This is a genomic window from Priestia sp. RMT2NF4 (genome assembly GCF_047872835.1).
In the GTDB taxonomy this organism is placed as follows: domain Bacteria; phylum Bacillota; class Bacilli; order Bacillales; family Bacillaceae_H; genus Priestia; species Priestia zanthoxyli.
This window is the reverse complement of the sequence record NZ_JBLQZO010000002.1, coordinates 582,672-608,953: the sequence shown is the minus strand read 5'-3', so window position 1 is coordinate 608,953 and position 26,282 is coordinate 582,672. Positions and strand designations below refer to the sequence as shown.

Below are 26,282 nucleotides of genomic sequence, written 5' to 3'. Positions count from 1 at the left end.
AGAGGCTGAGAAGGAAACGGTGCAGAAAAGGCATGCTTATAGCCTTTTTGAAGAAATATGTCTAAAACCAAATCCTCTTGCCTCAAGGCAAGAGGATTTTTTTATGTCAACAACTTGAGGTGAAAAACAGTGAACGTAAAAGCTACCGTACTTGACGAACAGGCTATCCGCCGCGCTTTAACTCGAATTGCACATGAGATTATTGAAAAGAATAAAGGAATCGAAAATTGTGTGCTAGTGGGGATTAAAACGCGAGGTATTTATATCGCAAAACGTTTAGCAGAACGAATTGCACAAATTGAAGGAAATACATTGCCAGTCGGAGAACTAGACATCACGCTTTACCGAGATGATTTATCGAAAGTGACAAGCAATGATGAGCCTCTCGTAAAAGGATCAGATATTCCGACAGATATTGCAAATAAGAACGTCATCTTAGTAGACGATGTGTTATATACGGGCCGTACGGTTCGAGCAGCACTTGATGCACTGATTGATATCGGCCGACCTGAACTCATTCAGCTGGCTGTTTTAGTGGATAGAGGGCACCGCGAGCTGCCGATTCGAGCAGACTATGTTGGCAAAAACGTACCGACAGCTAAAAGTGAAAAAATTGCGGTGCATTTAATGGAAGTAGACGAAAAAGACCACGTGTCTATTTACGAAAAATAAATTATATACCCTTTTAAATGGTAGTCCCGTGAGGCTGCAAAAGGGGGGTCACTATACAAGGAAAACTATACTGCGGTATAAGGGTCTTCCTTGTATGCTGAAAACCTCTTTGCCTCTGCGTAAAGAGGTTTTTTAATAGTGATAGGAGGAAAAACATATGAGTCAACAACGAGATTTTGTACTTGATATACATGATAAACCAAAAGCAGTAAATTGGTTAACATTGAGTCTACAGCATTTGTTTGCAATGTTTGGGTCGACGGTGTTAGTGCCGTTCCTGGTAGGGTTCAGCCCGGCAATTGCTTTGATTTCAAGCGGGGTAGGAACGCTCGCTTTCCTGCTCATTACAAGAGGTCAAATTCCTTCTTATCTTGGTTCATCGTTCGCGTTCATCACGCCAATTATTTTCGCAAAAGCTTCGTTTGGACCTGAAGAAACGATGGTTGGCTGTTTCTTAGCCGGACTTGTTTATGGAATTGTTGCTTTGATTATAAAAGGAACAGGAATTAATTGGATTATGAAGCTGCTTCCTCCGGTTGTAGTAGGACCAGTTATTATGGTTATAGGCTTAGGACTAGCTAATACAGCAGTAGGCATGGCTATGAACGATGCAAATGGAAATTACAGCTTAACTTACCTGATGGTTGCACTTGTGACACTAGCGATAACAGTTGCTTGCTCAATCTTCTTTAAAAATATTATCAGTCTGATTCCGGTACTGATGGGAATTATCGGCGGATACATCTTCGCTTATACACAAGGATTGGTAGACTTTTCAAAGGTAGTGAAAGCAGAGTGGATTGAAGTACCTCACTTCTACGTGCCGTTCGTCACATACACGCCGTCCATTTCATTAGGGATTGTGCTTATCATGGTACCTGTAGCAGTCGTAACACTCTCAGAACATATCGGACACATTCTCGTCTTAAATAAGATTGTGGATCGAAACTATATTGAAAAGCCAGGGCTGCACAGATCGATTTTAGGAGACGGAGTAGCCACTATGCTTGCTGCGCTGATCGGCGGACCTCCAAACACAACATATGGTGAGAACATCGGAGTGTTAGCCATCACAAAGGTGCTTAGCGTATTTGTAATAGCAGGAGCAGCAGTCTTCGCGATTTTGTTCGGGTTTGTCGGCAAAATCAACGCTCTTATTTCAAGTATACCAACGCCGGTCATGGGCGGGATTTCAATTCTCTTATTCGGAATCATTGCTTCATCAGGCTTGCGCATGATGGTAGATGCAAAGGTAGATCTTGGATCAAAACGAAACTTAATGATTGCTTCGATTATCTTAGTGTTAGGAATCGGAGGAGCACACTTAGATATCTCAGAACATGTAAAGATTGATAGCATGGCACTGTCTGCTATCATGGGAGTTCTGCTGAATCTAGTTCTGCCGAAAGAGAAGATAAAAGAAGCAGAAAACGTTCAACAAACGTCAGCACGAAAAATTTCATAGAACGCCTTTTAATTGAAATCCAGAGAGGTTTCTAAGGGTGTGTGAAAAGCGCGTTATAGACGAAGCTTGTTTTCTTACACCCTTTCTAAGTTAGAAAGGGTGTTTTTTATAAAGAAATGCGAGGAAAGCAAAAATGGAGGGAATCGATATGAAACATTTAGTGACAGTCTCAACACTAGAAACAAATGAAATTCTAGAGATTTTAGACAGCGCTGAAAACTATCGAACGAATAAACAAGGATGGAAACCGGAAGAGAAAATGTTTGTTGCCAACTTATTTTTTGAAGCGAGCACGCGTACTCGATGCAGCTTTGAAATGGCAGAACAGCAGCTAGGATTAACAACAATTCCGTTTGAAGTAACAACTTCAAGCGTCCAAAAAGGAGAAACGCTTTATGACACGATTGAAACATTAGCTTCAATCGGTGTTCAGTCAGTTGTTATTCGCCACCCGCAAGATCGTTATTATGAAGCACTGCAGGAAAAAGTATCGATTCCCATCATTAATGCAGGAGACGGATGCGGTCAGCATCCAACTCAGTGTCTGCTTGATCTACTGACAATTCGCCAAGAGTTCGGCTCGTTTAAAGGATTAAAAGTCGCAATAGTCGGAGATTTGCGACATAGCCGCGTAGCGAGATCGAATGCAGAAATGCTGACAAAACTAGGGGCGACCGTATATTTTGCGGGACCTGAAGAATGGAAAGATGAAGAGAACAGACACGGTACATATCTTGATATCGATGAAGCAATCGAAACGGTCGATGTTGTGATGCTACTGCGTATTCAATTTGAAAGGCATGAAGAGAACACTTCAGAGCTTGCAAAGAACTACCATAGCCGCTTCGGATTAACCGTTGAACGAGAGCGGAAAATGAAATCACATAGCATTATTCTTCATCCAGCTCCGGTGAACAGAGGAGTCGAAATTGCAGATGAGCTCGTTGAATGTGAACGCTCAAGAATTTTTAAACAAATGCAAAATGGCGTATACATTCGCATGGCAGTATTAGCAAGAGCGCTACAACCAATTGAAAGGGGACTTAATAATGACAACAATTATCAAAAATGCTACATGGTTAAATGAAGGAAAAATTGAAAAAGTCGAACTGAAAATTGAAAATGGTGTAATTGCTGAAATAGCTTCACACATTGACGTACAGAATGAAGAAGTCATTGATGCAGGCGGGAACTTCTTATCACCGGGTTTAATCGATGTCCACGTTCACTTGCGTGAGCCAGGGGGAGAAAAGAAAGAAACAATTGAAACAGGTACTCTAGCAGCTGCAAAGGGCGGTTTTACAGCAATTGCTGCAATGCCGAACACGCGTCCAGTGCCTGATACTGTTGAACAAATGGAGTGGGTAAACAAGCGCATTGAAGAAACAGCACATGTGCGCGTGTTACCGTACGCATCGATTACTACTCGTCAATTGGGAAAAGAATTAACGGACTTTGAAGGCTTAAAAGAAGCGGGAGCATTTGCTTTTACAGATGATGGAGTAGGGGTTCAGTCAACAGGAATGATGCTAGAAGCGATGAAAAAAGCCGCTTCATTAAACAAAGCAATCGTTGCACACTGTGAAGATAATGATTTAATTAACAAAGGCTGCGTACACGACGGGAAATTTGCAAAAGAACATGGACTAAACGGTATCCCATCTATCTGCGAAGCCGTTCAAATTGCACGAGATGTCCTGCTTGCTGAAGCAGCAAACTGTCACTACCATGTGTGTCACGTAAGTACAAAAGAATCCATTCGCGCCATTCGTGATGCGAAAAAAGCAGGCATTCGCGTAACTGCAGAAGTAACGCCTCATCATCTGTTACTAAATGAAGAAGATATCCCGGGACTTGATTCGAATTTCAAAATGAATCCGCCGCTTCGAGGAAAAGATGATCAACAGGCATTAATTGAAGCTTTATTAGACGGAACGCTTGATTTTATCGCCACTGATCACGCACCGCACACAGCGGACGAAAAAGCAGAAGGCATGGAGCTTGCGCCGTTTGGAATTGTGGGACTTGAAACAGCTTTCCCGCTTCTTTATACAAACTTGGTATTAAAAGAAGTAATGACGCTAGCGCAGCTAGTATCGTATTTAACAAACAAGCCGGCTGAAACATTCAATCTTCCTTATGGCACGATTGAAGTGGGAAAAACAGCGGATTTAACCATCATTGATCTTGAAACAGAAAAAGCAATTAATCCAGAAGAATTTGTATCCAAAGGTAAAAACACGCCGTTTGCTAACTGGGTATGCAAAGGTTGGCCGGTAATGACATTAGTAGAAGGTAAACGAGTATGGGAGGATGTTAAAGCATGCAACGTCAACTAATTTTAGAAGATGGAACAGTATTTATCGGAAAAGGATTCGGCAGCGACAAAGAAATGACAGGAGAAGTTGTTTTCAACACGGGAATGACAGGATATCAAGAAATTCTATCTGATCCATCATACTGTGCACAAATTGTGACATTAACATATCCTTTAATCGGAAACTACGGTATTAACCGCGATGACTTTGAGTCGATTGAACCAGCTGTACACGGTTTGATTGTAAAAGAAATTTGTGATGCTCCTTCAAACTTCAGAAGCGAACTATCAGTAGATGAATTTTTAAAACAAAAAGATATTCCAGGATTAGCTGGAATCGACACGCGAAAATTAACGCGAAAAATTCGTCAGCACGGTGCGCTTCGCGGACGCGTGTGCAGCATGGAAGTCAATGTAGAAGAAGTGGTAGCACAGCTTCAAAATCATGAACTTCCGACTGATTCAGTTAAAAAAGTATCAACGGTGAAGCCTTACCCAAGCCCAGGCAGAGGTAAAAAAGTGGTACTCGTTGACTTTGGAATGAAACACGGAATTTTACGTGAATTAACAGCTCGTCAATGCGACGTGATTGTGGTTCCTTATAACGTAACTGCGCAAGAAATTCTTCAATTAAATCCAGATGGCATCATGTTAAGCAACGGACCTGGAGACCCAAAAGACGTACCTGAAGCAATCGAGATGATTCAAGGGGTTTTAGGGAAGGTTCCGCTTTTCGGAATTTGTTTAGGACATCAGCTGTTTGCCCTAGCATGCGGAGCAGATACAGAAAAAATGAAATTTGGTCATCGTGGATCCAACCATCCTGTAAAGGATCTAAAAACCAATAAAGTAGCTCTTACATCTCAAAACCACGGCTATACAGTGTGTGAGCCATCTCTTGTCAACACGCCATTAGAAGTGACGCACGTTGCGCTTAACGATGGAACAGTTGAAGGAGTAAAGCATAAAGAATATCCGGCATTTACGGTTCAGTATCACCCTGAAGCATCACCGGGACCTGAAGATGCAAACGGATTGTTCAACGAATTTATGGATCTTATGAAAAACAATCAGAAAGTAGGTAATTGCTAATGCCAAAACGTCAAGATATTAACACAATTCTCGTAATCGGATCAGGACCAATCGTCATTGGACAGGCGGCAGAGTTTGACTATGCAGGAGCGCAAGCATGTATTGCGTTAAAAGAAGAAGGATACAAAGTTATTCTTGTGAACTCCAATCCTGCAACAATCATGACAGATTCAGAAATGGCAGACAAAGTATATATTGAACCTCTAACGGTTGAATTTGTAAGCTCAATTATTCGTAAAGAACGCCCGGATGCACTGCTTCCAACGCTTGGCGGTCAAACGGGACTGAACTTAGCGGTAGAATTACACGAAACGGGCATTTTAGAAGAATTTAACGTAGAAATTCTCGGGACAAAATTATCAGCGATTGAACAAGCTGAAGACCGTGAGCAGTTCCGTTCATTAATGAATGAACTAAATCAGCCTGTCCCAGCAAGTGAAATCATTCATTCACTAGACGAAGCGTATGCGTTTGTTGAACAAGTAAACTATCCGGTAATCGTGCGTCCTGCTTATACGCTTGGCGGTACGGGAGGCGGAATTTGTAACAACGAGCAAGAGCTGATTGAAATTGTAACAAGTGGGTTAAAACACAGTCCTGTAACACAGTGCTTACTTGAGAAAAGCATTGCAGGCTTTAAAGAAATTGAATATGAAGTAATGCGCGATGCAAACGATAATGCGATTGTAGTATGTAATATGGAAAACTTTGACCCGGTCGGTATTCATACGGGAGATTCAATTGTTGTAGCACCAAGCCAAACGCTAAGCGACCGTGAGTATCAGCTGCTTAGAAATGCGTCACTAACAATTATCCGAGCGCTTAAAATCGAAGGCGGATGTAACGTTCAGCTAGCACTAGACCCAGAAAGCTTCCAGTATTACGTAATTGAAGTAAACCCTCGTGTAAGCCGTTCGTCGGCCTTAGCATCAAAAGCAACAGGGTATCCAATTGCAAAATTAGCCGCAAAAATTGCGGTAGGGTTAACATTAGATGAAATGATGAACCCGGTAACTGGGAAGACATACGCATGTTTCGAACCTGCACTAGATTACATCGTATCTAAAATTCCACGCTGGCCGTTTGATAAATTTGAATCAGCTAACCGTAAACTAGGTACACAGATGAAGGCAACAGGGGAAGTAATGGCAATTGGCCGCACGTTCGAAGAGTCAATTTTAAAAGCCGTACGCTCACTTGAATCAAACGTTCATCACTTAGAGCTAAAAGATGCGCATGAATTTGATGATGCCATTATTGAAAAACGTATTCGCAAAGCTGGCGATGAGCGATTATTCTACGTCGCAGAAGCCATTCGCCGCGGTGTAACAATTCAGCAAATTCACGAGTGGAGCAAAATCGATCTTTTCTTCTTAGTAAAACTTGAAAAAGTGATTGCTTTTGAAAATGTGTTAAAAGAAGAGATTCATAATGTAGAAGTTTTACAGGAAGCAAAAGAAATGGGATTTGCAGACTGCACGATTGCTAAGCTATGGAATCAAACAGAGCGTGAAGTATACGACTTCCGCAAACAAAACGGCGTGATGCCAGTATACAAAACGGTAGATACATGTGCAGCAGAATTTGAATCTACAACACCATATTTCTACGGCACGTTTGAAGATGAAAATGAATCGATTGTTACAGATCGTAAAAGCGTTGTGGTGTTAGGGTCAGGTCCGATCCGCATCGGGCAAGGAATTGAGTTTGACTATGCAACGGTTCACTCGGTGTGGGCGATTAAAGAAGCTGGATACGAAGCGATTATTGTCAATAACAATCCAGAAACAGTATCAACTGACTTCAGTATTTCAGATAAATTATACTTCGAGCCGCTGACGATTGAAGATGTGATGCATATCATCGATTTAGAAAAACCAGAAGGTGTGGTTGTACAGTTCGGTGGTCAAACAGCAATCAACTTAGCGGATGAGCTAGAAGCAAGAGGGGTCAAGATCTTAGGTACGTCGCTTGAAAGCTTAGATGCAGCGGAAGACCGTAAAAAATTCGAAGCGACGCTAGCGCGTTTAGAAGTACCTCAGCCGCTTGGAAAGACGGTTACTTCAGTTGAAGAAGCAGTGGTTGTCGCAAAAGAAATTGGTTATCCGGTGCTTGTACGTCCTTCATACGTACTGGGCGGACGCGCGATGGAAATTGTGTATAAAGAAGAAGAGCTGCTTCATTATATGAAACACGCGGTAAAAGTACACGCTGATCATCCTGTATTAATCGACCGCTACTTAACAGGAAAAGAAATTGAAGTCGATGCCATTTCAGACGGTGAAACAGTGGTTATTCCAGGGATTATGGAACATGTAGAGCGCGCGGGTGTCCACTCAGGCGACTCCATCGCTGTATATCCACCGCAAACTCTGTCACAGGACGTAAAAGATACAATCATTGATTACACAACACGAATTGCAAAAGGCTTAAACATTATTGGCCTGCTTAACATTCAGTTCGTCTTATCAAAAGGAGAAGTGTTTGTTCTTGAAGTAAATCCTCGTTCAAGCCGTACGGTGCCGTTCTTAAGTAAAATCACGCGTATTCCGATGGCGAATGTGGCAACAAAAGTTATTTTAGGAACAAGTTTAAAAGATCTTGGGTATGAATCAGGCATGCACCCTGAAGAAGAAGGCGTCTACGTAAAAGTGCCGGTCTTCTCATTTGCAAAGCTGCGCCGCGTAGATATTACGCTTGGACCTGAAATGAAATCTACTGGAGAAGTAATGGGGCAAGATTCAACGTACGAAAAAGCATTATATAAAGGACTAATTGCGTCAGGTATGTCCATTAAGCCGTACGGTTCAGTACTTATGACAGTAGCGGATAAAGATAAAGAAGAGGCAACAGCGTTAGCAAAGCGCTTTGCTAATATTGGCTACCAGGTGATTGCAACGGAAGGAACAGCTTCAACGTTTACAAAAGAAGACATTCGCGTAAAAATAGTAAATAAAATTCATCATGAAGATCACAATCTTTTAGATGTGATACGAAAAGGTGAAGCGCAGCTGGTCATCAACACGCTAACAAAAGGAAAACAGCCTGCGCGTGACGGATTTAAAATTCGCCGTGAAGCAGTTGAAAATGGCGTACCTTGCTTAACATCACTTGATACAGCAGAAGCGATTTTACGAGTGCTTGAAACGATCAGCTTCCATACAACGCCAATGAAAAAAGTTCGTCCAACCAAAGAGGTGACAACCGTATGATCAAACATGAAATGATGCAAGTCGTCAGTCAGCGACCGTTAACACACAATGTATATGAATTAACCCTTCAAGGCGAGCTTGTTCGTTTCATGAATGAGCCGGGGCAGTTTGTGCATATCCGCGTTAACAACGACTATTTGCCACTGCTTCGCAGACCAATCAGTATTGCAGAAATTGATCAAACGCACGAACAATTTACGATGATTTACCGTGCAGAAGGGGCGGGAACATCGCTGCTGGCTGAAAAACAAGCCGGACAGTCGATTGACGTGTTAGGTCCCCTTGGCCACGGTTTTCCATTAGATGCGATAGAGTCAGGTCAAACGGCTTTATTAGTAGGGGGAGGCATTGGAGTGCCTCCGCTCTATGAGCTTTCAAAAAGACTTCGTGAAAAAGGCGTGCAGGTTATCCACGTCCTAGGTTTTCAATCAAAAGCAGACGTATTTTATGAACGAGAGTTTTTAGCTTTAGGAGAAACATATATTGCAACGGTAGACGGCTCTTACGGAACAAAAGGTTTTGTCACAACGGTGATTGACGAGCATCAGTTTTCATATGACGTTATGTTTTCATGCGGTCCAACTCCGATGTTAAAAGCACTAGAAAATAATTATACAAACAAGCCGCTTTACATTTCTTTAGAAGAAAGAATGGGCTGTGGAATCGGCGCTTGCTTTGCATGTGTATGCAGGGAAAGTGAAGATTCTACGGCGTATAAAAAAATCTGCAGCGACGGTCCCGTCTTTCAAGCAGGGGAGGTGCTTCTATGAGTATGCTAAAAACGACATTGCCAGGGTTAGATTTGAAAAATCCAATTATGCCAGCATCCGGCTGCTTTGGATTTGGGCGTGAGTATGCTCAATTTTATTCACTTGATGCACTTGGAGCCATTATGATTAAAGCGACTACTGCTGAAACTCGTTTTGGCAATCCAACTCCTCGCGTAGCGGAGACATCTGCAGGAATGTTAAATGCGATTGGATTACAAAATCCTGGGCTAGAAAAAGTAATGAATGAAGAGCTCGTTTGGCTTCAGCAATATGATGTGCCGATTATCGCGAACGTAGCCGGTGCTTCAATTGAAGAATATGTGCACGTAGCAAAAGAAATTTCAACCGTATCAAATGTGAAAGCACTTGAATTGAATATTTCATGTCCTAACGTAAAGGAAGGCGGAATTGCGTTTGGCGTAGATCCTGTCATCGCTGCTCGTTTAACAAAAGCGGTAAAAGATGTTTCAAATGTTCCAGTTTATGTTAAACTATCACCAAACGTATCCAATATTGTAGACATGGCAATGGCTGTTGAAGAAGCTGGCGCGGATGGCTTAACGATGATTAATACGCTTCTCGGGATGCGTCTGGATTTGAAAACAGCTCAGCCGGTTTTAGCGAACGGCACAGGCGGACTGTCAGGACCTTCAATTAAACCGGTAGCGATTCGAATGGTGTATGAAGTGAGCCAAAAAGTAAACATTCCAATTATCGGTATGGGCGGAGTGACGACTGCTGAAGATGCACTTGAATTTTTATATGCAGGTGCAAGTGCCGTAGCGGTTGGTACAGCAAACTTTGTCGATCCGTATGTATGCCCAACCATCATTGACGAACTGCCAAGGCTATTAACATCATTAGGATACGAGCATGTTTCAGAATGTATCGGAAGGAGCTGGAAAAAGCGTGAAGCAACCGTTAATCATTGCTCTTGATTTTTCATCAATTAACGATGTACAGCAGTTTTTAATGCCTTTTCAACAAGAATCATTATTTGTGAAAGTAGGCATGGAACTGTTTTATAAAGAAGGGCTATCCATTATTTCTGCATTAAAAGAGCAAAACCACCAGATTTTCTTAGACTTAAAGCTTCATGATATTCCCAATACGGTAAAGCAAGGAATGAAGTCTTTGGCTTCTCTTGAAGTGGATTTGGTTAACGTTCACGCAGCCGGCGGAACGAATATGATGCAAGCAGCCGTTGAAGGACTTGACTTAGGAACCGCTGCTGGCAAAAAACGTCCGGATTGTATTGCGGTTACTCAGCTAACAAGTACATCGGATGAAATGCTAAAAGAGCAGCAGCTGATTACGCACTCGATGCAAGAAGTGGTTACGCATTATGCAGCGCTTGCTAAAAAAAGCGGACTAGACGGCGTTGTATGTTCTACTCATGAAGTGCCTTCGATTCGAAAAGCAGCAGGAGAGGACTTTTTGACCGTAACGCCGGGTATTCGTATGGGGGCAGATTCAGTAGATGACCAAGTCCGCGTAGCAACGCCTCAGCTAGCGAGAGAATATGGCTCAAGTGCCATTGTGGTTGGCCGTTCTATTACTAAAGCAAAAGACCCGCTTAAAGCATATTATGAGATGTTACAGCAGTGGAAAGGGGAGCGTATTACGCGATGACAAAACTACGAAAAGAAATTGCAAAACAATTAATTGATATTGAGGCAGTAAGCCTTCAACCGAACGATCCGTTTACGTGGGCCTCTGGAATTAAGTCGCCTATTTATTGTGACAACCGTCTAACGCTTAGCTACCCAAAAGTGCGAAAAGAAATTGCAAAAGGTCTGCAGCATTTAATTAAAACGTATTTTGCCAATGCAGAAGTGATTGCTGGTACAGCTACAGCTGGTATTCCTCATGCAGCATGGGTAAGTGAAGCGCTAGAGCTTCCAATGTGCTATGTGCGAAGCAAAGCAAAAGAACATGGACAAGGAAATCAAATTGAAGGAAAAGTAACAAAAGGTCAAAAAGTAGTTGTGATTGAAGATTTGATTTCAACTGGCGGAAGTGTATTTACCGCAGTCGATGCATTAAAAGCGCAGGGTTGTGAAGTACTGGGAGTTGTTTCTATCTTTACATATGAGCTGGAAAAAGCGCGTCAGCTGTTTAAAGAAAAAGAACTTCAAGTTTATTCTTTAACAGACTACTCTACGCTAGTAGAGGCGGCAAACGAAGCGGGATACATTGAAGAAGAAGCGATGGAAAAGCTATTTAAATGGCGTGAAAATCCTTCAGATCCTTCATGGATGAACTAAACTAAAAACCCCCTATATAGAAAGGGGGTTTTTGTTATGACTGGCGCAGCTTCAGTACAAGTTCTTCGCTAGGCGTTACGTACACCGTTTGCTGATTATCGTACGTCACAAAACCAGGTTTAGCACCGCTTGGTTTTTTTACGTGGCGAATTTTTGTATAGTCCACTGGTACCGAACTTGAATTCTTGGCTTTACTAAAGTAAGCAGCAAGGTGAGCCGCTTCTAAAATTGTTTCTTCTGAAGGCTCTTGGCTGCGGATAACAACGTGAGAACCCGGTATATCTTTCGTATGAAACCAAACGTCATCACGAGCAGCAAGGCGATTTGTTAAATACTCATTTTGCTTATTGTTTTTTCCAACTAAAATCGTCGTGCCGTCGCTTGAAACGTATTGTTCAAGTGTAGGCGTGGTGTTTTTTTGTTTTTTTGCTTGCTTTTGCTGACGGTTGCGCAAATATCCTTCTTCCACAAGCTCTTCGCGAATCTCGGCAATGTCTTTGTGAGTAGCAGTATCCATTTGCTGAATAAGTGATTCAAAATACTGTACTTCTTCGTTTGCTTTTTCAATCTGTTCGATTACAATCGAAACGGAATTTTTCGCTTTTTGATACTTTGTAAAATAGCTTTGAGCATTTTGAGACGGTGATTTTTGCGGATCTAATGAAATCGTAAGTGTACCGCTATTTTCATCGTAATAATTAATAACATCCACTTTCGCATCTCCTTTTTTGACAAGGTGTAAATTTGCCGTAAGGAGTTCACCGGCTAGCTGATAATCAGATGCTTTTTCTGCATTTTGCAGCGTTTGCTCAAGTTTTTTTATTTTTTTCTCATTTTTCTTTTTCTCGGTGGAAATAAACTGTACTAAATCATGCGCTTGCTGCTTTACACGATCTCGCTCTGCTTTCCCGTAGTAATAGCGGTCAAGAAGCTCGCTGATAGTTGCATACGTTTTTTTCGTACCCTCTAAATGCGTTAATTCGAGTAAATAAAAATAGTCTTTTTGATTAACGGTTGTCAGAGTCGGTGTAAACTGACCTTCTTTGATCAGCGTCATGGTTTCGACGAATGATTTTGGAAGGGTAGAACGATTCGCTAAGCCAGAGCGAAACACTACTTCATTTGCAATTAAAGGAGAAAGCCCTGAGAAGGTCTGCACTAGCTGACTGGCTAGCTTTCCGCTATTAAAATCAATTTTTTTAACCACGGTTTCCTCGTCCGCTTCAAATGGATGAAGCTTATCTTGGCTAGGAGGCAGTACGTAAGGAGCTCCGGGTAGAAGCGTACGATGCCTGTTCAAGGCCATTGGAACATGCTTAATACTGTCGATAATCGTTTGTTTTTCTTTATCTACAAGTACAACATTACTATGTCTTCCCATGATTTCAATAATAAGCTGCTTGTACGTCACGTCGCCAATTTCATTTCGTCCTTTTGTTTCAATGACTAAAATGCGGTCTAATCCAAGCTGATACACTTGTTCAATAATGCTTCCTTCTAAATGCTTGCGAAGAAGCATACAAAACATAGGAGGCTCAGATGGATTTTCATAGGGCTCATTTGTAAAATGAACGCGTGAATAGTTAGGGTGAGCTGAGATTAAAAGTTTGCGGTTTTCACCTTTAGCGCGTACTTGTAAAATCAACTCGTTTGGAAACGGCTGATATATTTTTGAAATTCGTCCTGAAACCAAGGTCTCAGATAATTCTTGTAAAATGCCATATGTAAAAATACCATCAAATGACACAGTGCTCACATCCTTAAGTAATTGAAAATTGTCCTATAGAAAAGTATAGCATTTTTTAGGACGAGTCTGAATAAGCATACGATATAAGATTGTAACAATCTAATAGGTGCATTTACAAATAAAAGGGTGTGAAAAGATGCAATGAAATGGTATGAATTAGGTGAAAAAGCAATAGTAGAAGTAACAAAAACAGACAGGCAGCATGGTCTTACACACAAAGAAGTAAAAGCACGTCAGCAGCAACAAGGGTTTAATGAATTGACTGAAGGAGAGAAAAAACCAGCCATTCTTGTGTTTCTAGAGCAGTTTAAAGATTTTATGGTACTGGTTTTACTAGCTGCCACGCTTATTTCAGGGCTTTTAGGAGAATACATCGATGCAATTGCTATCATTGCTATTGTGGTAATTAATGGATTTCTCGGGTTCTTCCAAGAAAGAAAAGCAGAGAAATCTCTTCATGCATTAAAAGAGCTTTCGGCTCCTCAAGTAGCAGCCATGCGTGAAGGGAAATGGGTTAAGTTACCATCTAAAGAGCTGGTGGTAGGAGACGTTGTAAAGTTTTCGAGCGGAGACCGTATTGGAGCTGACCTTCGGATTATGGAAGCCAAAAGTCTAGAAATTGAAGAATCAGCGCTTACGGGAGAGTCTTTGCCTGTTGGTAAGCAAATAAAAGCATTGTCAGGAGATGAAGTGCCGCTTGGAGATCAGGACAATATGGCGTTTATGGGTACCCTTGTAACCAGAGGAAGCGGAACAGGTATCGTTGTAGGGATTGGAATGAAAACAGCAATGGGGCAAATTGCTGATTTACTTCAAAATGCTGAAGCCATGATTACTCCTCTTCAACGGAAGTTAGAGCAATTGGGCAAAATTTTAATTGTTGTAGCTCTTGCACTTACTGTATTAGTTGTTGGGATTGGTGTGCTGCAAGGGCATGATTTATACAGTATGTTCTTAGCGGGAGTTTCCTTAGCTGTTGCTGCCATACCCGAAGGTCTTCCTGCCATCGTAACCGTGGCGCTATCTCTTGGTGTACAGCGCATGATTAAGCAAAGATCCATTGTTCGCAAACTTCCTGCTGTTGAGACACTAGGATGCGCGTCAGTCATTTGCTCAGACAAAACGGGCACATTAACGCAAAATAAAATGACGGTTACCCACCTCTGGTCGGGAGGAATGACATGGAGAGTATCAGGGACAGGGTATGAACCTACGGGCGTATTTTCACGAGAGGAAAGAGAAGTTGATACACGGAGTGAAAAACCGCTTCAGCAGCTTTTGGTGTTTGGTCTGCTTTGCAATCAAACGTCCATCTCGAGAAAAGATAAAGAATATGTTATCGACGGGGATCCTACTGAAGCGGCTTTGCTTGTTGCCGCGATGAAAGCGGGGCTGACAAAAGAAAATATTCAAAAGCAGTTTACGATTATTGAAGAGTTTCCATTTGATTCAACGCGTAAAATGATGAGTGTAGTCATTGAAGACGCATCTCATAAACGCTATGTGATAACAAAAGGTGCTCCGGATGTGCTGCTTATAAACAGCAAAAATATTTTGTGGGAAAGCAGACAACAAACGCTGTCGGTAACGGTTCATAATGAAGTAAAAGGAGCGATTGATCAGTTAGCTAGCCAAGCGCTTCGAACCATTGCTATTGCATATCGACCGTTAGGAGAACATGAGAGCGTTCATACAGAGAAGGAAGCAGAAAAAGACCTGACTTTCCTCGGGCTTCAAGGAATGATTGATCCGCCAAGACCAGAGGTCAAGCAAGCGGTCAAAGAATGCCGAGACGCAGGCATCAAAACCGTTATGATTACAGGTGACCACGTTATTACAGCACAGGCGATTGCAAAACAGCTCGGAATTTTACCGAAAAACGGTCAAGTCTTGGAAGGAACGGATTTATCCAAAATGACGCAGGAAGAGCTAGAAGAAGTAGTAGATGATGTTTATGTATATGCAAGGGTATCACCTGAGCATAAGCTTAAAATTGTTAAAGCTCTTCAAGCAAAAGATCACATTGTAGCGATGACGGGCGACGGCGTAAATGACGCACCGGCTATTAAAGCAGCAGACATAGGAATTGCGATGGGCATCACCGGGACAGACGTAGCAAAAGAAGCGTCTTCACTCGTTTTGCTTGATGATAATTTTGCCACTATTAAATCAGCGATCAAAGAAGGGCGAAATATCTATGAAAATATTCGGAAGTTTATCCGTTACTTGCTTGCATCAAATGTAGGAGAAATTTTAGTTATGCTCTTTGCGATGATTTTAGCACTTCCGCTTCCGCTAGTGCCCATTCAGATACTATGGGTAAACTTAGTAACAGACGGTTTGCCTGCGATGGCTCTTGGCTTAGACCAGCCAGAGGACAACGTGATGAAGCGCCATCCAAGGCATCCGCGCGAAGGTATTTTTGCAAGAGGATTAGGATGGAAAGTAGTCAGCCGTGGATTTTTAATTGGAGCTGCTACACTTGCTGCGTTTATGATTGTTTACGACAATGACCCAGATCGGTTGCAGTATGCTCAGACGATTGCATTTGCCACGCTTGTCATGGCACAGCTTATTCACGTATTTGACTGCCGAAGTGAAAAATCAATTTTTGATCGGAATCCATTTCAGAACTTATATCTTGTAGGGGCTGTTATTTCATCTATTATCCTTATGCTGGTGGCCATCTACTATCCGCCGCTGCAGCCTATTTTCCATACAATGGCCATTGCACCGCGGGAATGGCTCGTTATTTTAGGACTTGCAAGCCTTCCAACTTTTTTACTTGCTGGTTCACTTTTAACAAGAAAACCTTCATAAATTGTGCTATACTTTAATACAGGCTGTCCCAAATGAGAAAACTCATGAAGGCAGCCTTTACAGGTTGAATAAAGAAGAGAGATTTCTTTTTTTTGCTAACACTTTCTTTTACGATACTTTTTATGTAAGATGTACATAGTGGATGTGATGATAATGATAAAAAGTATGACTGGTTTTGGCCGCGGAAAAGCGGAAGTGGAAAATCGATCAGTAACAGTGGAAATGAAGTCTGTTAATCATCGTTTTTGTGAAATTGTTATCCGTATGCCAAGACAATTAATTGAAATTGAAGATAAAATAAAAAAAATCGTTCAAACATACATAAAACGTGGTAGAGTAGAAGTATTTGTTACTATTTCAGGTGAAGAAATGGCAAAAAAGAAACTGCAGACGGATTGGCAGCTGCTTGATGAATACATGAATGCGTTGCAGCAAGTAAAAGAAAAGCACGGGCTGTCACAATCTGTTCAAATTCAAGACATTTTACACATGCCTGAAGTGATGACAACTTATGAAGAAGAAGCTGATCAGACGAGTATTCATGGTGCAATCTTTGAAGCCGTTGAAGCTGCTGTTCATCAGTTAGTGGATATGCGGAAACGAGAGGGATCAGAGCTGTATCACGATTTAATGGGATACTTACAGGACATTCAAGACATTCGCGAAAAAATTACACAGCTTGCTCCTGAAGTTGCTGAACAATATCGCGAGCGTATTAAAAGAAAGCTGAGCGACTATTTAGAAGGTACTTTCGATGAGCAGCGAGTGCTGACTGAAGTAGCTATTTTTGCTGAAAAAGCAGATATTAGCGAAGAACTTACGCGAATTCAAAGTCATGTTTCACAATTTATTCAAGCATTAAATACACCTGATTCAGTGGGACGCAAGCTGGATTTTCTTGTTCAAGAGCTGAATCGTGAAATGAATACAATCGGTGCGAAGGCAAATAATGGTACTATTGCTCAGTATGTTATTAGTATGAAAGCACAATTAGAACGCATAAAAGAGCAGGTTCAAAACATTGAATAGCCTTCGTGTAAGATAAAGATTATATTGGTATAGCAGGAGGCTTCTTATGAGCGGTAAATTAGTGAACGTTGGATTTGGAAATTTTATTTCTTCTAATCGTATAATCTCTGTCGTTCATCCTGAATCAGCTCCAATCAAACGCATTATTCAAGATGCAAAAGATCGAGGCTCTTTAATAGATGCAACGCAAGGACGTAAAACACGATCTGTTATTGTTATGGATAGCGATCATGTTATTTTAGCTCCTGTACAGCCAGAAACTGTGTCGCAGCGACTTATAAACAAAGAAGAATTATTAGAAGGGTAGGTCACTTGAACCGATGATTGAAAGAGGTTTATTAATTGTTCTTTCCGGACCATCAGGTGTTGGAAAAGGAACGGTACGAAAAGCATTGTTTGAGCAAGAAGACATTAAATTGCAGTATTCTATCTCTGCAACAACAAGAAAGCCCCGCGAAGGTGAAGTAGACGGCGTTGACTATTTCTTCAAACCACGCGAAGAGTTTGAGCGCATGATTGAAAACAAGAAATTATTAGAGTGGGCTGAATACGTAGGCAACTACTACGGTACCCCGGTTGATTATGTAGAACAAACGTTATCTGAAGGAAAAGACGTATTTCTAGAAATTGAAGTGCAAGGTGCTCTTCAAGTGAAAGAAGCATTTCCAGAAGGTTTGTTCATCTTCTTGGCACCGCCGAGTTTATCAGAGCTTAAAAGTCGTATCGTAAACCGCGGTACTGAAACAGAAGACTTAATCAATAACCGTATGCGCGTGGCAAAAGAAGAAATTGAACTTATGGACGCCTACGATTATGTTGTAGAAAATGACAAAGTAGAAAATGCTTGTGCTCGCATCCGTGCTATCGTAACGGCTGAACACTGCCGTCGTGATCGTATTTCTGCGCGCTATAAAAGAATGCTGGAGGTAGAATAAACATGCTTTATCCATCAATTGATTCCCTAATGGAAAAATTAGATTCTAAGTACACGCTTGTGACAGTAGCTGCAAAACGCGCTCGTCAATTACAGCTTCACAATGATACGCCGATTGAAAAGCCGGTTTCTTATAAGTTTGTAGGCTGTGCTTTAGAAGAAATTAATGCTGAACAATTAAGCTATAAGCAAGGTGTAGCAGAAGAAGATTCTAAACATCAGTAAGTGAAAAAATAACAACCTACTTTATAGGTTGTTATTTTTTTGATGCTTTTGTTTGTATTCAAGCAGGATAGTGAATGTCTCACTACAAAAATGGTATAATAATTGAATTGAAAAGCTTTAGATAGTTACCCGAGTAAACAAGCGGATGCTGGTTGAGCGGGATAAATAGATGGGGGCATAATGATGAAGGGAAAACGAATTTTATTATGTGTTAGCGGCGGAATCGCCGTATATAAAGCCGTAGCTTTAACAAGTAAATTAGTACAAGCAGGAGCGGAAGTTAAAGTAATGATGACTGCTTCAGCACGCGAGTTCGTAACGCCGCTTACGTTTCAAGCTCTGTCTCGAAACCCAGTTTATACAGATACGTTTGATGAAAAAGATCCATCTGTGATTGCACATATTGATTTAGCCGATTGGCCCGATTTAATTTTAGTGGCTCCTGCTACGGCTAATATGATAGGAAAAATAGCAAATGGTCTTGCAGATGATATGATTTCCACAACGCTGCTTGCTGCTACTGCACCTGTGTGGATTGCGCCTGCAATGAATGTTCATATGTACGATCATCCCGCTGTTAAAAAAAATATGAGCACTCTTTCATCATTTGGTTACTCTTTTGTAGAACCAGGAGAAGGGTATTTGGCATGCGGTTACGTAGGAAAAGGTCGTCTTGAAGAGCCAGAAACAATTGTTTCACTAATCGACTCTTATTTTTCCAAAGTATCAGATACACAAAAAATCTTTGACGGTATCAATGTATTGGTTACAGCAGGACCTACGGTAGAACGCGTTGATCCCGTCCGATTTTTCACCAATCGCTCTACTGGGAAAATGGGCTATGCTCTTGCAGAACAAGCTGCTAAGTTAGGTGCATCGGTAACACTTGTAACGGGACCGACGAATTTAGAGTATCCAAAAGGGGTGCAGGTTGTTCAAATTGAAAGTGCGCAGCAGATGCTTGAAGCTGTTATGCAACGCTATCATGAAGCAGATGTTGTCATTAAATCAGCCGCAGTGGCAGATTACCGACCAAAGTATGTGTTTGATCAAAAGATGAAAAAGCAGCCTGGTGAAGCAGTATTAGAGCTAGAGAGAACAACAGATATTTTACGCACGCTTGGAGAGCGAAAAGAACACCAGCTTTTAGTCGGCTTTGCAGCAGAAACAGAACAAGTGGATGAATATGCACAAAAGAAACTTGCATCTAAAAACTTGGATATGATTGTAGCCAATAACGTGACGACAGAAGGAGCAGGTTTTGGGACGGACACAAATATTGTGACGCTCTATAAGCGAAGCGGAGAGTCTAAAGAACTTCCCATTCTTTCAAAACACGATGTAGCTACCGAGGTGTTAAAAGAAGTGAAGGAAATGTTAGAAGGGCTGAGAAAATGAGTGTAGCTAGTGTAATTGTGGACGTGGCTGCTAAACAAACAGATCGAGCTTTTGACTACGCCATTCCTGACAAATGGAAAGGAATTATTGTTCCGGGTATGCGAGTTGTCGTTCCGTTTGGTCCAAGAAAAGTTCAAGGGTTTGTGGTGGCTCTTAAAGAAGAGGCTGAAGTTAAGCGTGTTAAACCAATCGCTGACTTGCTTGATTTAACGCCGGTTCTGACTCCTGAACTGTTAGAGATTGGGCACTGGCTAACAGAAAAAACGCTTTGTTTTATGATATCGGCTTTTCAAGTCATGCTGCCTGCGGCGATGAAAGCAAAATATGATAAAGAACTGTCACTCCTTTCAAAAGAGGCATACGAACAGCTTCATGAGCAAGTCAAGCCGTTTTTTCAGTCAAGATCCTCGCTGAAGTGGAGTGAAGTGGAAAAAACAGCCGCTGCTCCTGCTTTTCACCGTGATATTCAAAAAGGTCTAATTGAAGTCGTCTACGTGGTGAAAAACAAAGGAAACAAAAAAACGGCAAAAGGCGTAAAACTGAATCAAAGCCTTGAAGACATTCAACAGTTTATGAACGAGTTAAATAAGCAGGCAGAAAAGCAAAAGCAAGTGCTGTCTTTTATGCTCGAGCGAAATGAAGAAGTAGCCATAAAAGAAATAGCGGAAGATTTGCAGATTACCTCCGCTCCTATAAAAGCGCTGATTAACAAAGGACTCTTAGAGGAAACGGAAATTGAAATATACCGTGATCCTTATCAAGATCGATACTTTACACCGTCAAAGCCATTTCAATTGACCGATGAACAAGCTGAGGCAATCGCACCGATTCTGCAGGACATCGAAGAAAATCTTCACGATGTGTTCTTAATGTATGGAGTAACGGGAAGCGGAAAAACAGAAGTGTATCTCCAATCGATTGATCAAGTATTAAAAAAAGGAAAAGAAGCGATTATGCTTGTTCCGGAGATTTCACTTACCCCTCAGATGGTCAAGCGGTTTAAAGAGCGGTTCGGCTCAAAAGTTGCTGTGCTTCATAGCGGCTTGTCTACTGGAGAAAAATACGATGAATGGCGAAAAATTCAGCGAAAAGAAGTATCCGTTGTGGTAGGGGCCCGCTCTGCTGTATTTGCTCCATTTGAAAATTTAGGCCTTCTTATTATCGATGAAGAACATGAGACGAGTTATAAACAAGAAGAAAACCCCCGTTATCATGCAAAAGATGTAGCCATTTACCGAGGGCAGCATCATCAGTGTCCAGTCATTTTAGGAAGTGCAACACCAACGCTTGAGTCCTTTGCAAGAGCGCAAAAAGGTGTATATAAGCTACTGACGTTAAAGCAAAGAATGAATAAGTCATCGATGCCGTCGGTGGATATTGTTGATATGAGAGAGGAACTTCGCAGCGGCAATCGCTCTATGTTTTCAACTATGCTGTTTGAAAAGATGAAAAACCGTTTGGAAAAAGGAGAGCAAATCGTTTTATTTTTAAATAAAAGAGGCCATTCTTCTTTTGTTATGTGCAGGGACTGCGGTTACGTTCCGACATGTGAGCACTGTGAAATTTCACTAACGTATCACCGCTATCAAAATAAATTAAAATGCCATTACTGCGGACACGAAGAACATGTGCACACTGAGTGCCCGGAATGCCACAGCGAACATATCCGCTTTTTTGGATCTGGTACACAAAAAGTGGAAGAAGAATTAACAAAAGTGCTGCCTGAGGCTAGAGTCGTGCGAATGGATGTTGATACGACAAGCCGAAAAGGCGCGCATGAAAAGCTCCTGAACAAGTTTGCAAGTGGAGAAGCGCAAATTTTACTAGGGACGCAGATGATTGCCAAAGGGCTAGACTTTCCAAACGTCACGCTTGTAGGCGTTTTAACAGCAGATACGATGCTGAATTTACCTGATTTTCGTGCATCTGAAAAAACGTTTCAGCTTTTAACACAAGTAAGCGGAAGAGCAGGACGCCACAAGCTTCCAGGAGAAGTAGTGATTCAAACGTACACGCCTGAGCACTACAGCATTCAACTTGCGAGTCAGCATGATTACGATGCGTTTTATAAGCAGGAGATGGAAATTCGAAAAATGCATAAATATCCGCCTTTCTTTTACTTGGCGCTTGTAACGGTATCTCATGAAAATATTGCAAAAGTGGTGTCTGTTACAGACAAAATTTCGCAGTATCTGGGTCAGAAACTTTCGCCGCAAACAACAATCTTAGGGCCAGTCGCATCTCCCATTGCTAAGATAAAAGATAGATATCGCTATCAATGCATGTTAAAATACAAGCTGGAACCAAGCCTGATTCCGCTGTTGAAATATATATTAGAACGTTATCAAGCGGAAATGCAGAAGGAAAATTTAACGATTACAATTGATTTGAATCCATACTCGATGATGTAACTAGTCGTCTTGATGGCGTTAAAGAAGAAGCTTTTTGGATATAAATAGAAAGAATAAAGGAGGTGCCTATTTGGCTAAGCTTAAGCTTGTTTACCATCCTAATGAAGTACTTGAACAAGAGTGTGAAGTCGTTAAAAACTTTGATAATAAATTAGCGAAATTACTAAACGGCATGTATGATTTAATGCTTGAAGCAGACGGTGTGGGTCTAGCTGCTCCTCAAGTAGGAGTTCTGCAGCAAGTGGCAGTGGTAGACGTGGACGATCGACACGGTAAAATTGAGTTAATTAATCCGGTAATTATTGAGCAACGAGGCGAACAAATCGGTCCAGAAGGCTGCCTAAGTTTTCCGGGCCTTTTTGGTGACGTGGCTCGAGCTGATTATGTGAAAGTACGTGCGCAAAATCGTAAAGGAAAACCTTATTTTATAGAAGCAAAAGGTTTTTTAGCACGAGCCATTCAACATGAAATTGATCACTTACACGGTGTATTGTTCACGGAAAAAGTAACAAAGTATTACGAAGAGGATGAACTAGAAGGGTAGGTTTTACACGATGAAAGTCGTATTTATGGGAACGCCGGATTTTTCAGTGCCGGTTTTACAAACATTACTTAAAGATGGATATGAAGTGGTCGCAGTGGTTACACAGCCGGACCGACCAAAAGGACGCAAGCGCGTATTAACACCTCCTCCTGTAAAAGTTGAGGCGTTAAAACATGAAATACCTGTACTGCAGCCAGAAAAGATTCGTTTAGAAGAAGAATATCAGCAAGTGTTAGCGTATGAGCCTGACCTAATTGTAACAGCGGCTTTTGGTCAAATTTTACCAACTCCTATTTTAGAAGCGCCTAAATACGGCTGTATTAACGTACATGCTTCTCTGTTACCTGAACTGCGCGGAGGCGCGCCGATTCACTATTCAATTCTACAAGGTAAGCCGAAAACTGGTGTTACAATTATGTATATGGTAGAAAAATTAGATGCAGGTGATATCTTAACACAGGTAGAAGTTCCGATTGAAGAACGTGATCACGTGGGCACACTTCACGATAAACTCAGCGCTGCTGGTGCAAAATTGCTTTCAGAAACCATTCCTTCTCTTGTGAAAGGTGAAATTACGCCGGTTAAACAAAACGATGGCGAAGCGACATTTGCTTCTAATATTAAGCGTGAACAAGAGAAAATTGATTGGGCCCGTACAGGAGAAGAAATTTATAATCATATCCGCGGACTTCATCCTTGGCCCGTTGCTTATACAACAGCAGACGGTCAAGTCATGAAAATTTGGTGGGGAGAGAAAGTATCCGCATCAGGCAAACCGGGTACCGTTTTATCACTTGAAGAGGACGGATTTGTAGTAGCAACTGGAAATGAAACAGCTATTAAAGTGACGGAACTTCAGCCGGCTGGAAAAAAACGTATGGATGCAGCGCAGTATTTACGAGGTACATCTGTTGAAGTCGGAACAGTATTAGGGGATGTCAATGAGTAAGTACAACGTTCGAGACATAGCTTTAGATATTTTACTAGCTATTGAAAAAAATCAGGCATTCAGCAATCTATTGTTAAATAACAGTATACAAAAACGTGGTATTCAAGGGAAAGATGCAGGGCTGTTAACGGAAATCGTGTATGGAACGATTCAAAGACGCGATACGTTAGATTACGGGTTAGCCCCTTTCTTGAAAAATCCCAAAAAAATTCAGCCTTGGGTGCGAGTGCTGCTTCGTTTATCTCTTTATCAGATGATGTATTTAGACCGAGTACCTGACCGGGCAATCCTTCATGAAGCAGTAGAAATTGCTAAAAAACGTGGTCACAAAGGAATTGCCTCAATGGTAAACGGCGTTTTACGAAATATTCAGCGTAGCGGCACGCCTTCTTTAGAAGAAATACAAAATCCTGTGGAGCGCTTGGCAATTGAAACGAGTCATCCAGTATGGCTTGTAAAACGCTGGGTGGAACAATATGGATTGGACAAAACACGCGGAATCTGTTTAGCTAATTTAATGGCCCCTAAACAAACAATCCGAGTAAACAGTGCACGCTTTACGCAAAATGAAGTAAAAGAAGCGCTAGAAAAAGAAGGTATTGTTGTAGAACCAGGCCATTTTGTAGAAGAAGCGCTAGAAGTTCAAAAAGGAAATGCAGCTCATACACAAGCATTTCGTGAAGGAATGTTTACCGTTCAAGATGAAAGCTCTATGTTAGTAGCTCATGCACTAGGTGCAGAAGCAGAAGAGCTGATTTTAGATAGCTGTGCTGCACCGGGAGGAAAATCAACTCATATTGCAGAGCAGCTTAAAAACAGTGGTAGAGTTATTTCCTTGGACATTCATGACCATAAAGTAAAGCTGATTGCCCAGCAGGCAGAGCGTCTGCATCTTACCAATATTGAGCCAACGGTTCAAGACAGCCGCAAAGCCGGTGAACAGTTTGATAAAGAAATGTTTGACCGCATTTTAGTAGATGCCCCGTGCTCAGGTTTTGGTGTGATGAGACGTAAACCTGATTTGAAATATACAAAAACTGAGCAGGATGTAAAGCAGCTGGCGCGTATTCAACAAGATATTTTAAATGCGGTTGCGCCTTTATTAAAAAAAGGTGGGACCCTCGTATATAGTACATGTACAATTGATCGGGATGAAAATGGGGATGTTGTAGCAGCATTTTTAGCAGATCATGCTGATTTTCAAAAAGACGAAACGCTTGCTGCACGCATGCCGCAAAGACTTAAACAAAACGTAAAACATGGTGAAATTCAATTGTTGCCAGATGCACAAAGCGATGGATTTTATATTGCATGTTTACAGAAGAAGGTGTAAAAATGGAAGAAGTAGCTAAAAGAAAAGCAAAAGCAGAAGAAAAAACGCAAAAACCATCTATTTATTCATTAGAAATGCACGACCTAGAAAATTGGTTAGTGGAACATGGTGATAAGAAGTTCCGTGCTAAACAAATTTTTGACTGGTTATATGTTAAACGCGTAACGGACTTTGACGATATGTCAAACTTATCTAAAGGATTACGTGAACAATTAAAAGACAAATTTGCATTAACGACATTAAAAACAGTTGTTCAGCAAACGTCTGGAGACGGCACGATGAAGTTTTTATTCGAACTCCATGACGGTTATACGATTGAAACGGTGCTTATGCGTCATGAATACGGAAATTCTGTCTGCGTAACAACTCAAGTTGGCTGTCGCATCGGCTGTACGTTCTGTGCGTCTACTCTTGGAGGTTTAAAGCGTAACTTAGAAGCTGGAGAAATCGTAGCGCAAGTAGTAAAAGTACAAAAAGCGCTAGATGAACAAGGAGAACGCGTGAGCTCTGTCGTAATTATGGGTATTGGGGAGCCATTTGATAACTATGATGAAATGATGCGCTTCTTAAAAACAATTAACAGTGATGATGGATTAAATATTGGTGCACGTCATATCACAGTATCGACAAGTGGAATCATTCCAAAAATCTATAAATTTGCTGATGAAAAAATGCAAATCAATTTTGCGATTTCACTTCACGCTCCAAACAATGACATCCGCTCACGCTTAATGCCGATTAACCGCGCGTATAAACTTCCTGATTTGATGGAAGCCATTAAATATTATACGGATAAAACGGGAAGACGTATTAGCTTTGAGTATGGTCTATTCGGAGGAGTAAACGATCAAGTAGAGCATGCGGAGGAATTAGCGGATTTGATTAAAGACGTTAAATGTCACGTGAACTTGATTCCGGTAAACTATGTGCCTGAGCGTGATTATGTTCGTACACCGCGTGAACAGATTTTTGCATTTGAACGTACGCTTAAAAAGCGTGGCGTTAACGTGACTATTCGACGTGAGCAAGGTCATGACATCGATGCAGCTTGTGGCCAATTACGTGCGAAGGAGCGTAAAGAAGAGACGAGGTGATTG

General features: G+C 41.4%; 22 protein-coding genes. 21 read left to right on the top strand and 1 reads right to left on the bottom strand.

Going from position 1 to position 26,282, the window contains the following annotated elements:
- Positions 1 to 129 precede the first annotated feature (129 nt).
- The 10 genes from pyrR (at position 130) to pyrE (ending at position 11,795) form a co-directional block, all read left to right on the top strand.
- Positions 130 to 672, top strand: coding sequence for a bifunctional pyr operon transcriptional regulator/uracil phosphoribosyltransferase PyrR (pyrR, locus tag ACMX9J_RS12250; RefSeq protein ID WP_013058940.1), 543 nt, complete (start codon positions 130 to 132; stop codon positions 670 to 672).
- A gap of 157 nt (positions 673 to 829) precedes the next feature.
- Positions 830 to 2,137, top strand: coding sequence for a solute carrier family 23 protein (locus ACMX9J_RS12245; protein ID WP_176343451.1), 1,308 nt, complete (start codon positions 830 to 832; stop codon positions 2,135 to 2,137).
- Positions 2,138 to 2,285: 148 nt separating this feature from the next.
- Positions 2,286 to 3,224 (top strand): aspartate carbamoyltransferase catalytic subunit, encoded by a 939-nt coding sequence (locus ACMX9J_RS12240; RefSeq protein ID WP_028411466.1) that lies wholly within the window; start codon positions 2,286 to 2,288, stop codon positions 3,222 to 3,224.
- Entirely contained in the window at positions 3,187 to 4,476 is a 1,290-nt protein-coding gene (locus ACMX9J_RS12235) for a dihydroorotase (RefSeq protein ID WP_176343452.1), read from the top strand. Before ACMX9J_RS12240 ends, ACMX9J_RS12235 begins: the two co-directional genes overlap by 38 nt.
- Complete coding sequence (locus ACMX9J_RS12230; protein WP_028411464.1) at positions 4,461 to 5,546, top strand: carbamoyl phosphate synthase small subunit; 1,086 nt, start codon at positions 4,461 to 4,463, stop codon at positions 5,544 to 5,546. Before ACMX9J_RS12235 ends, ACMX9J_RS12230 begins: the two co-directional genes overlap by 16 nt.
- Entirely contained in the window at positions 5,546 to 8,758 is a 3,213-nt protein-coding gene (gene carB / locus ACMX9J_RS12225) for a carbamoyl-phosphate synthase large subunit (RefSeq protein ID WP_014458390.1), read from the top strand. The genes ACMX9J_RS12230 and carB overlap by 1 nt, the downstream gene beginning before the upstream one ends.
- Positions 8,755 to 9,528, top strand: a complete 774-nt coding sequence (locus tag ACMX9J_RS12220; RefSeq protein WP_034265289.1) for a dihydroorotate dehydrogenase electron transfer subunit — start codon at positions 8,755 to 8,757, stop codon at positions 9,526 to 9,528. The genes carB and ACMX9J_RS12220 overlap by 4 nt, the downstream gene beginning before the upstream one ends.
- On the top strand, positions 9,525 to 10,466 hold the full coding sequence (locus ACMX9J_RS12215) for a dihydroorotate dehydrogenase (protein ID WP_013058933.1): 942 nt from the start codon (positions 9,525 to 9,527) through the stop codon (positions 10,464 to 10,466). Before ACMX9J_RS12220 ends, ACMX9J_RS12215 begins: the two co-directional genes overlap by 4 nt.
- Positions 10,438 to 11,160, top strand: a complete 723-nt coding sequence (pyrF, locus tag ACMX9J_RS12210; protein WP_028411462.1) for an orotidine-5'-phosphate decarboxylase — start codon at positions 10,438 to 10,440, stop codon at positions 11,158 to 11,160. The genes ACMX9J_RS12215 and pyrF overlap by 29 nt, the downstream gene beginning before the upstream one ends.
- Complete coding sequence (pyrE, locus tag ACMX9J_RS12205) at positions 11,157 to 11,795, top strand: orotate phosphoribosyltransferase (RefSeq protein ID WP_029715075.1); 639 nt, start codon at positions 11,157 to 11,159, stop codon at positions 11,793 to 11,795. The genes pyrF and pyrE overlap by 4 nt, the downstream gene beginning before the upstream one ends.
- 34 nt (positions 11,796 to 11,829) lie before the next feature.
- Here the strand turns inward: pyrE and ACMX9J_RS12200 are convergent, their stop codons facing one another.
- A complete protein-coding gene (locus ACMX9J_RS12200) occupies positions 11,830 to 13,542 on the bottom strand; it encodes an Rqc2 family fibronectin-binding protein (RefSeq protein WP_176343453.1) in 1,713 nt (570 codons plus the stop codon).
- A gap of 141 nt (positions 13,543 to 13,683) precedes the next feature.
- On the opposite strand from ACMX9J_RS12200, the gene ACMX9J_RS12195 reads away from it, so the two are divergent.
- The 11 genes from ACMX9J_RS12195 (at position 13,684) to rlmN (ending at position 26,279) form a co-directional block, all read left to right on the top strand.
- Positions 13,684 to 16,362, top strand: coding sequence for a cation-translocating P-type ATPase (locus ACMX9J_RS12195; protein WP_028411459.1), 2,679 nt, complete (start codon positions 13,684 to 13,686; stop codon positions 16,360 to 16,362).
- A gap of 153 nt (positions 16,363 to 16,515) precedes the next feature.
- On the top strand, positions 16,516 to 17,391 hold the full coding sequence (locus tag ACMX9J_RS12190) for a YicC/YloC family endoribonuclease (RefSeq protein ID WP_028411458.1): 876 nt from the start codon (positions 16,516 to 16,518) through the stop codon (positions 17,389 to 17,391).
- Positions 17,392 to 17,437: 46 nt separating this feature from the next.
- Positions 17,438 to 17,698: a DUF370 domain-containing protein gene (locus ACMX9J_RS12185; protein ID WP_013084831.1), complete on the top strand. Its 261-nt coding sequence runs from the start codon at positions 17,438 to 17,440 to the stop codon at positions 17,696 to 17,698.
- A 13-nt stretch (positions 17,699 to 17,711) separates the two neighbouring features.
- The gene (gene gmk / locus ACMX9J_RS12180) at positions 17,712 to 18,326 is read left to right on the top strand and encodes a guanylate kinase (protein ID WP_013058927.1); all 615 of its coding nucleotides are present in this window, start codon (positions 17,712 to 17,714) and stop codon (positions 18,324 to 18,326) included.
- A gap of 2 nt (positions 18,327 to 18,328) precedes the next feature.
- Positions 18,329 to 18,550: a DNA-directed RNA polymerase subunit omega gene (gene rpoZ, locus ACMX9J_RS12175; RefSeq protein WP_013058926.1), complete on the top strand. Its 222-nt coding sequence runs from the start codon at positions 18,329 to 18,331 to the stop codon at positions 18,548 to 18,550.
- Positions 18,551 to 18,730: 180 nt separating this feature from the next.
- Positions 18,731 to 19,948, top strand: a complete 1,218-nt coding sequence (coaBC, locus tag ACMX9J_RS12170; protein ID WP_176343454.1) for a bifunctional phosphopantothenoylcysteine decarboxylase/phosphopantothenate--cysteine ligase CoaBC — start codon at positions 18,731 to 18,733, stop codon at positions 19,946 to 19,948.
- On the top strand, positions 19,945 to 22,359 hold the full coding sequence (gene priA / locus ACMX9J_RS12165) for a primosomal protein N' (RefSeq protein ID WP_028411456.1): 2,415 nt from the start codon (positions 19,945 to 19,947) through the stop codon (positions 22,357 to 22,359). Before coaBC ends, priA begins: the two co-directional genes overlap by 4 nt.
- 70 nt (positions 22,360 to 22,429) lie before the next feature.
- A complete protein-coding gene (def, locus tag ACMX9J_RS12160) occupies positions 22,430 to 22,903 on the top strand; it encodes a peptide deformylase (RefSeq protein ID WP_013084828.1) in 474 nt (157 codons plus the stop codon).
- 10 nt (positions 22,904 to 22,913) lie between these two features.
- A complete protein-coding gene (gene fmt, locus ACMX9J_RS12155) occupies positions 22,914 to 23,852 on the top strand; it encodes a methionyl-tRNA formyltransferase (protein WP_028411455.1) in 939 nt (312 codons plus the stop codon).
- Complete coding sequence (gene rsmB, locus ACMX9J_RS12150) at positions 23,845 to 25,185, top strand: 16S rRNA (cytosine(967)-C(5))-methyltransferase RsmB (RefSeq protein ID WP_176343455.1); 1,341 nt, start codon at positions 23,845 to 23,847, stop codon at positions 25,183 to 25,185. The genes fmt and rsmB overlap by 8 nt, the downstream gene beginning before the upstream one ends.
- A 2-nt stretch (positions 25,186 to 25,187) precedes the next feature.
- Positions 25,188 to 26,279, top strand: a complete 1,092-nt coding sequence (gene rlmN / locus ACMX9J_RS12145; protein ID WP_028411453.1) for a 23S rRNA (adenine(2503)-C(2))-methyltransferase RlmN — start codon at positions 25,188 to 25,190, stop codon at positions 26,277 to 26,279.
- Positions 26,280 to 26,282 lie beyond the last annotated feature (3 nt).

What these genes read in the sequence shown, in the direction of transcription:
- ACMX9J_RS12245 (WP_176343451.1), top strand. Translation starts at nt 830, where the DNA reads ATGAGTCAACAACGAGATTTTGTACTTGATATACATGATAAACCAAAA.
- ACMX9J_RS12240 (WP_028411466.1), top strand. Translation starts at nt 2,286, where the DNA reads ATGAAACATTTAGTGACAGTCTCAACACTAGAAACAAATGAAATTCTA.
- ACMX9J_RS12235 (WP_176343452.1), top strand. Translation starts at nt 3,187, where the DNA reads ATGACAACAATTATCAAAAATGCTACATGGTTAAATGAAGGAAAAATT.
- ACMX9J_RS12230 (WP_028411464.1), top strand. Translation starts at nt 4,461, where the DNA reads ATGCAACGTCAACTAATTTTAGAAGATGGAACAGTATTTATCGGAAAA.
- carB (WP_014458390.1), top strand. Translation starts at nt 5,546, where the DNA reads ATGCCAAAACGTCAAGATATTAACACAATTCTCGTAATCGGATCAGGA.
- ACMX9J_RS12220 (WP_034265289.1), top strand. Translation starts at nt 8,755, where the DNA reads ATGATCAAACATGAAATGATGCAAGTCGTCAGTCAGCGACCGTTAACA.
- ACMX9J_RS12215 (WP_013058933.1), top strand. Translation starts at nt 9,525, where the DNA reads ATGAGTATGCTAAAAACGACATTGCCAGGGTTAGATTTGAAAAATCCA.
- pyrE (WP_029715075.1), top strand. Translation starts at nt 11,157, where the DNA reads ATGACAAAACTACGAAAAGAAATTGCAAAACAATTAATTGATATTGAG.
- ACMX9J_RS12195 (WP_028411459.1), top strand. Translation starts at nt 13,684, where the DNA reads ATGAAATGGTATGAATTAGGTGAAAAAGCAATAGTAGAAGTAACAAAA.
- ACMX9J_RS12190 (WP_028411458.1), top strand. Translation starts at nt 16,516, where the DNA reads ATGATAAAAAGTATGACTGGTTTTGGCCGCGGAAAAGCGGAAGTGGAA.
- ACMX9J_RS12185 (WP_013084831.1), top strand. Translation starts at nt 17,438, where the DNA reads ATGAGCGGTAAATTAGTGAACGTTGGATTTGGAAATTTTATTTCTTCT.
- gmk (WP_013058927.1), top strand. Translation starts at nt 17,712, where the DNA reads ATGATTGAAAGAGGTTTATTAATTGTTCTTTCCGGACCATCAGGTGTT.
- rpoZ (WP_013058926.1), top strand. Translation starts at nt 18,329, where the DNA reads ATGCTTTATCCATCAATTGATTCCCTAATGGAAAAATTAGATTCTAAG.
- coaBC (WP_176343454.1), top strand. Translation starts at nt 18,731, where the DNA reads ATGATGAAGGGAAAACGAATTTTATTATGTGTTAGCGGCGGAATCGCC.
- priA (WP_028411456.1), top strand. Translation starts at nt 19,945, where the DNA reads ATGAGTGTAGCTAGTGTAATTGTGGACGTGGCTGCTAAACAAACAGAT.
- fmt (WP_028411455.1), top strand. Translation starts at nt 22,914, where the DNA reads ATGAAAGTCGTATTTATGGGAACGCCGGATTTTTCAGTGCCGGTTTTA.
- rsmB (WP_176343455.1), top strand. Translation starts at nt 23,845, where the DNA reads ATGAGTAAGTACAACGTTCGAGACATAGCTTTAGATATTTTACTAGCT.
- rlmN (WP_028411453.1), top strand. Translation starts at nt 25,188, where the DNA reads ATGGAAGAAGTAGCTAAAAGAAAAGCAAAAGCAGAAGAAAAAACGCAA.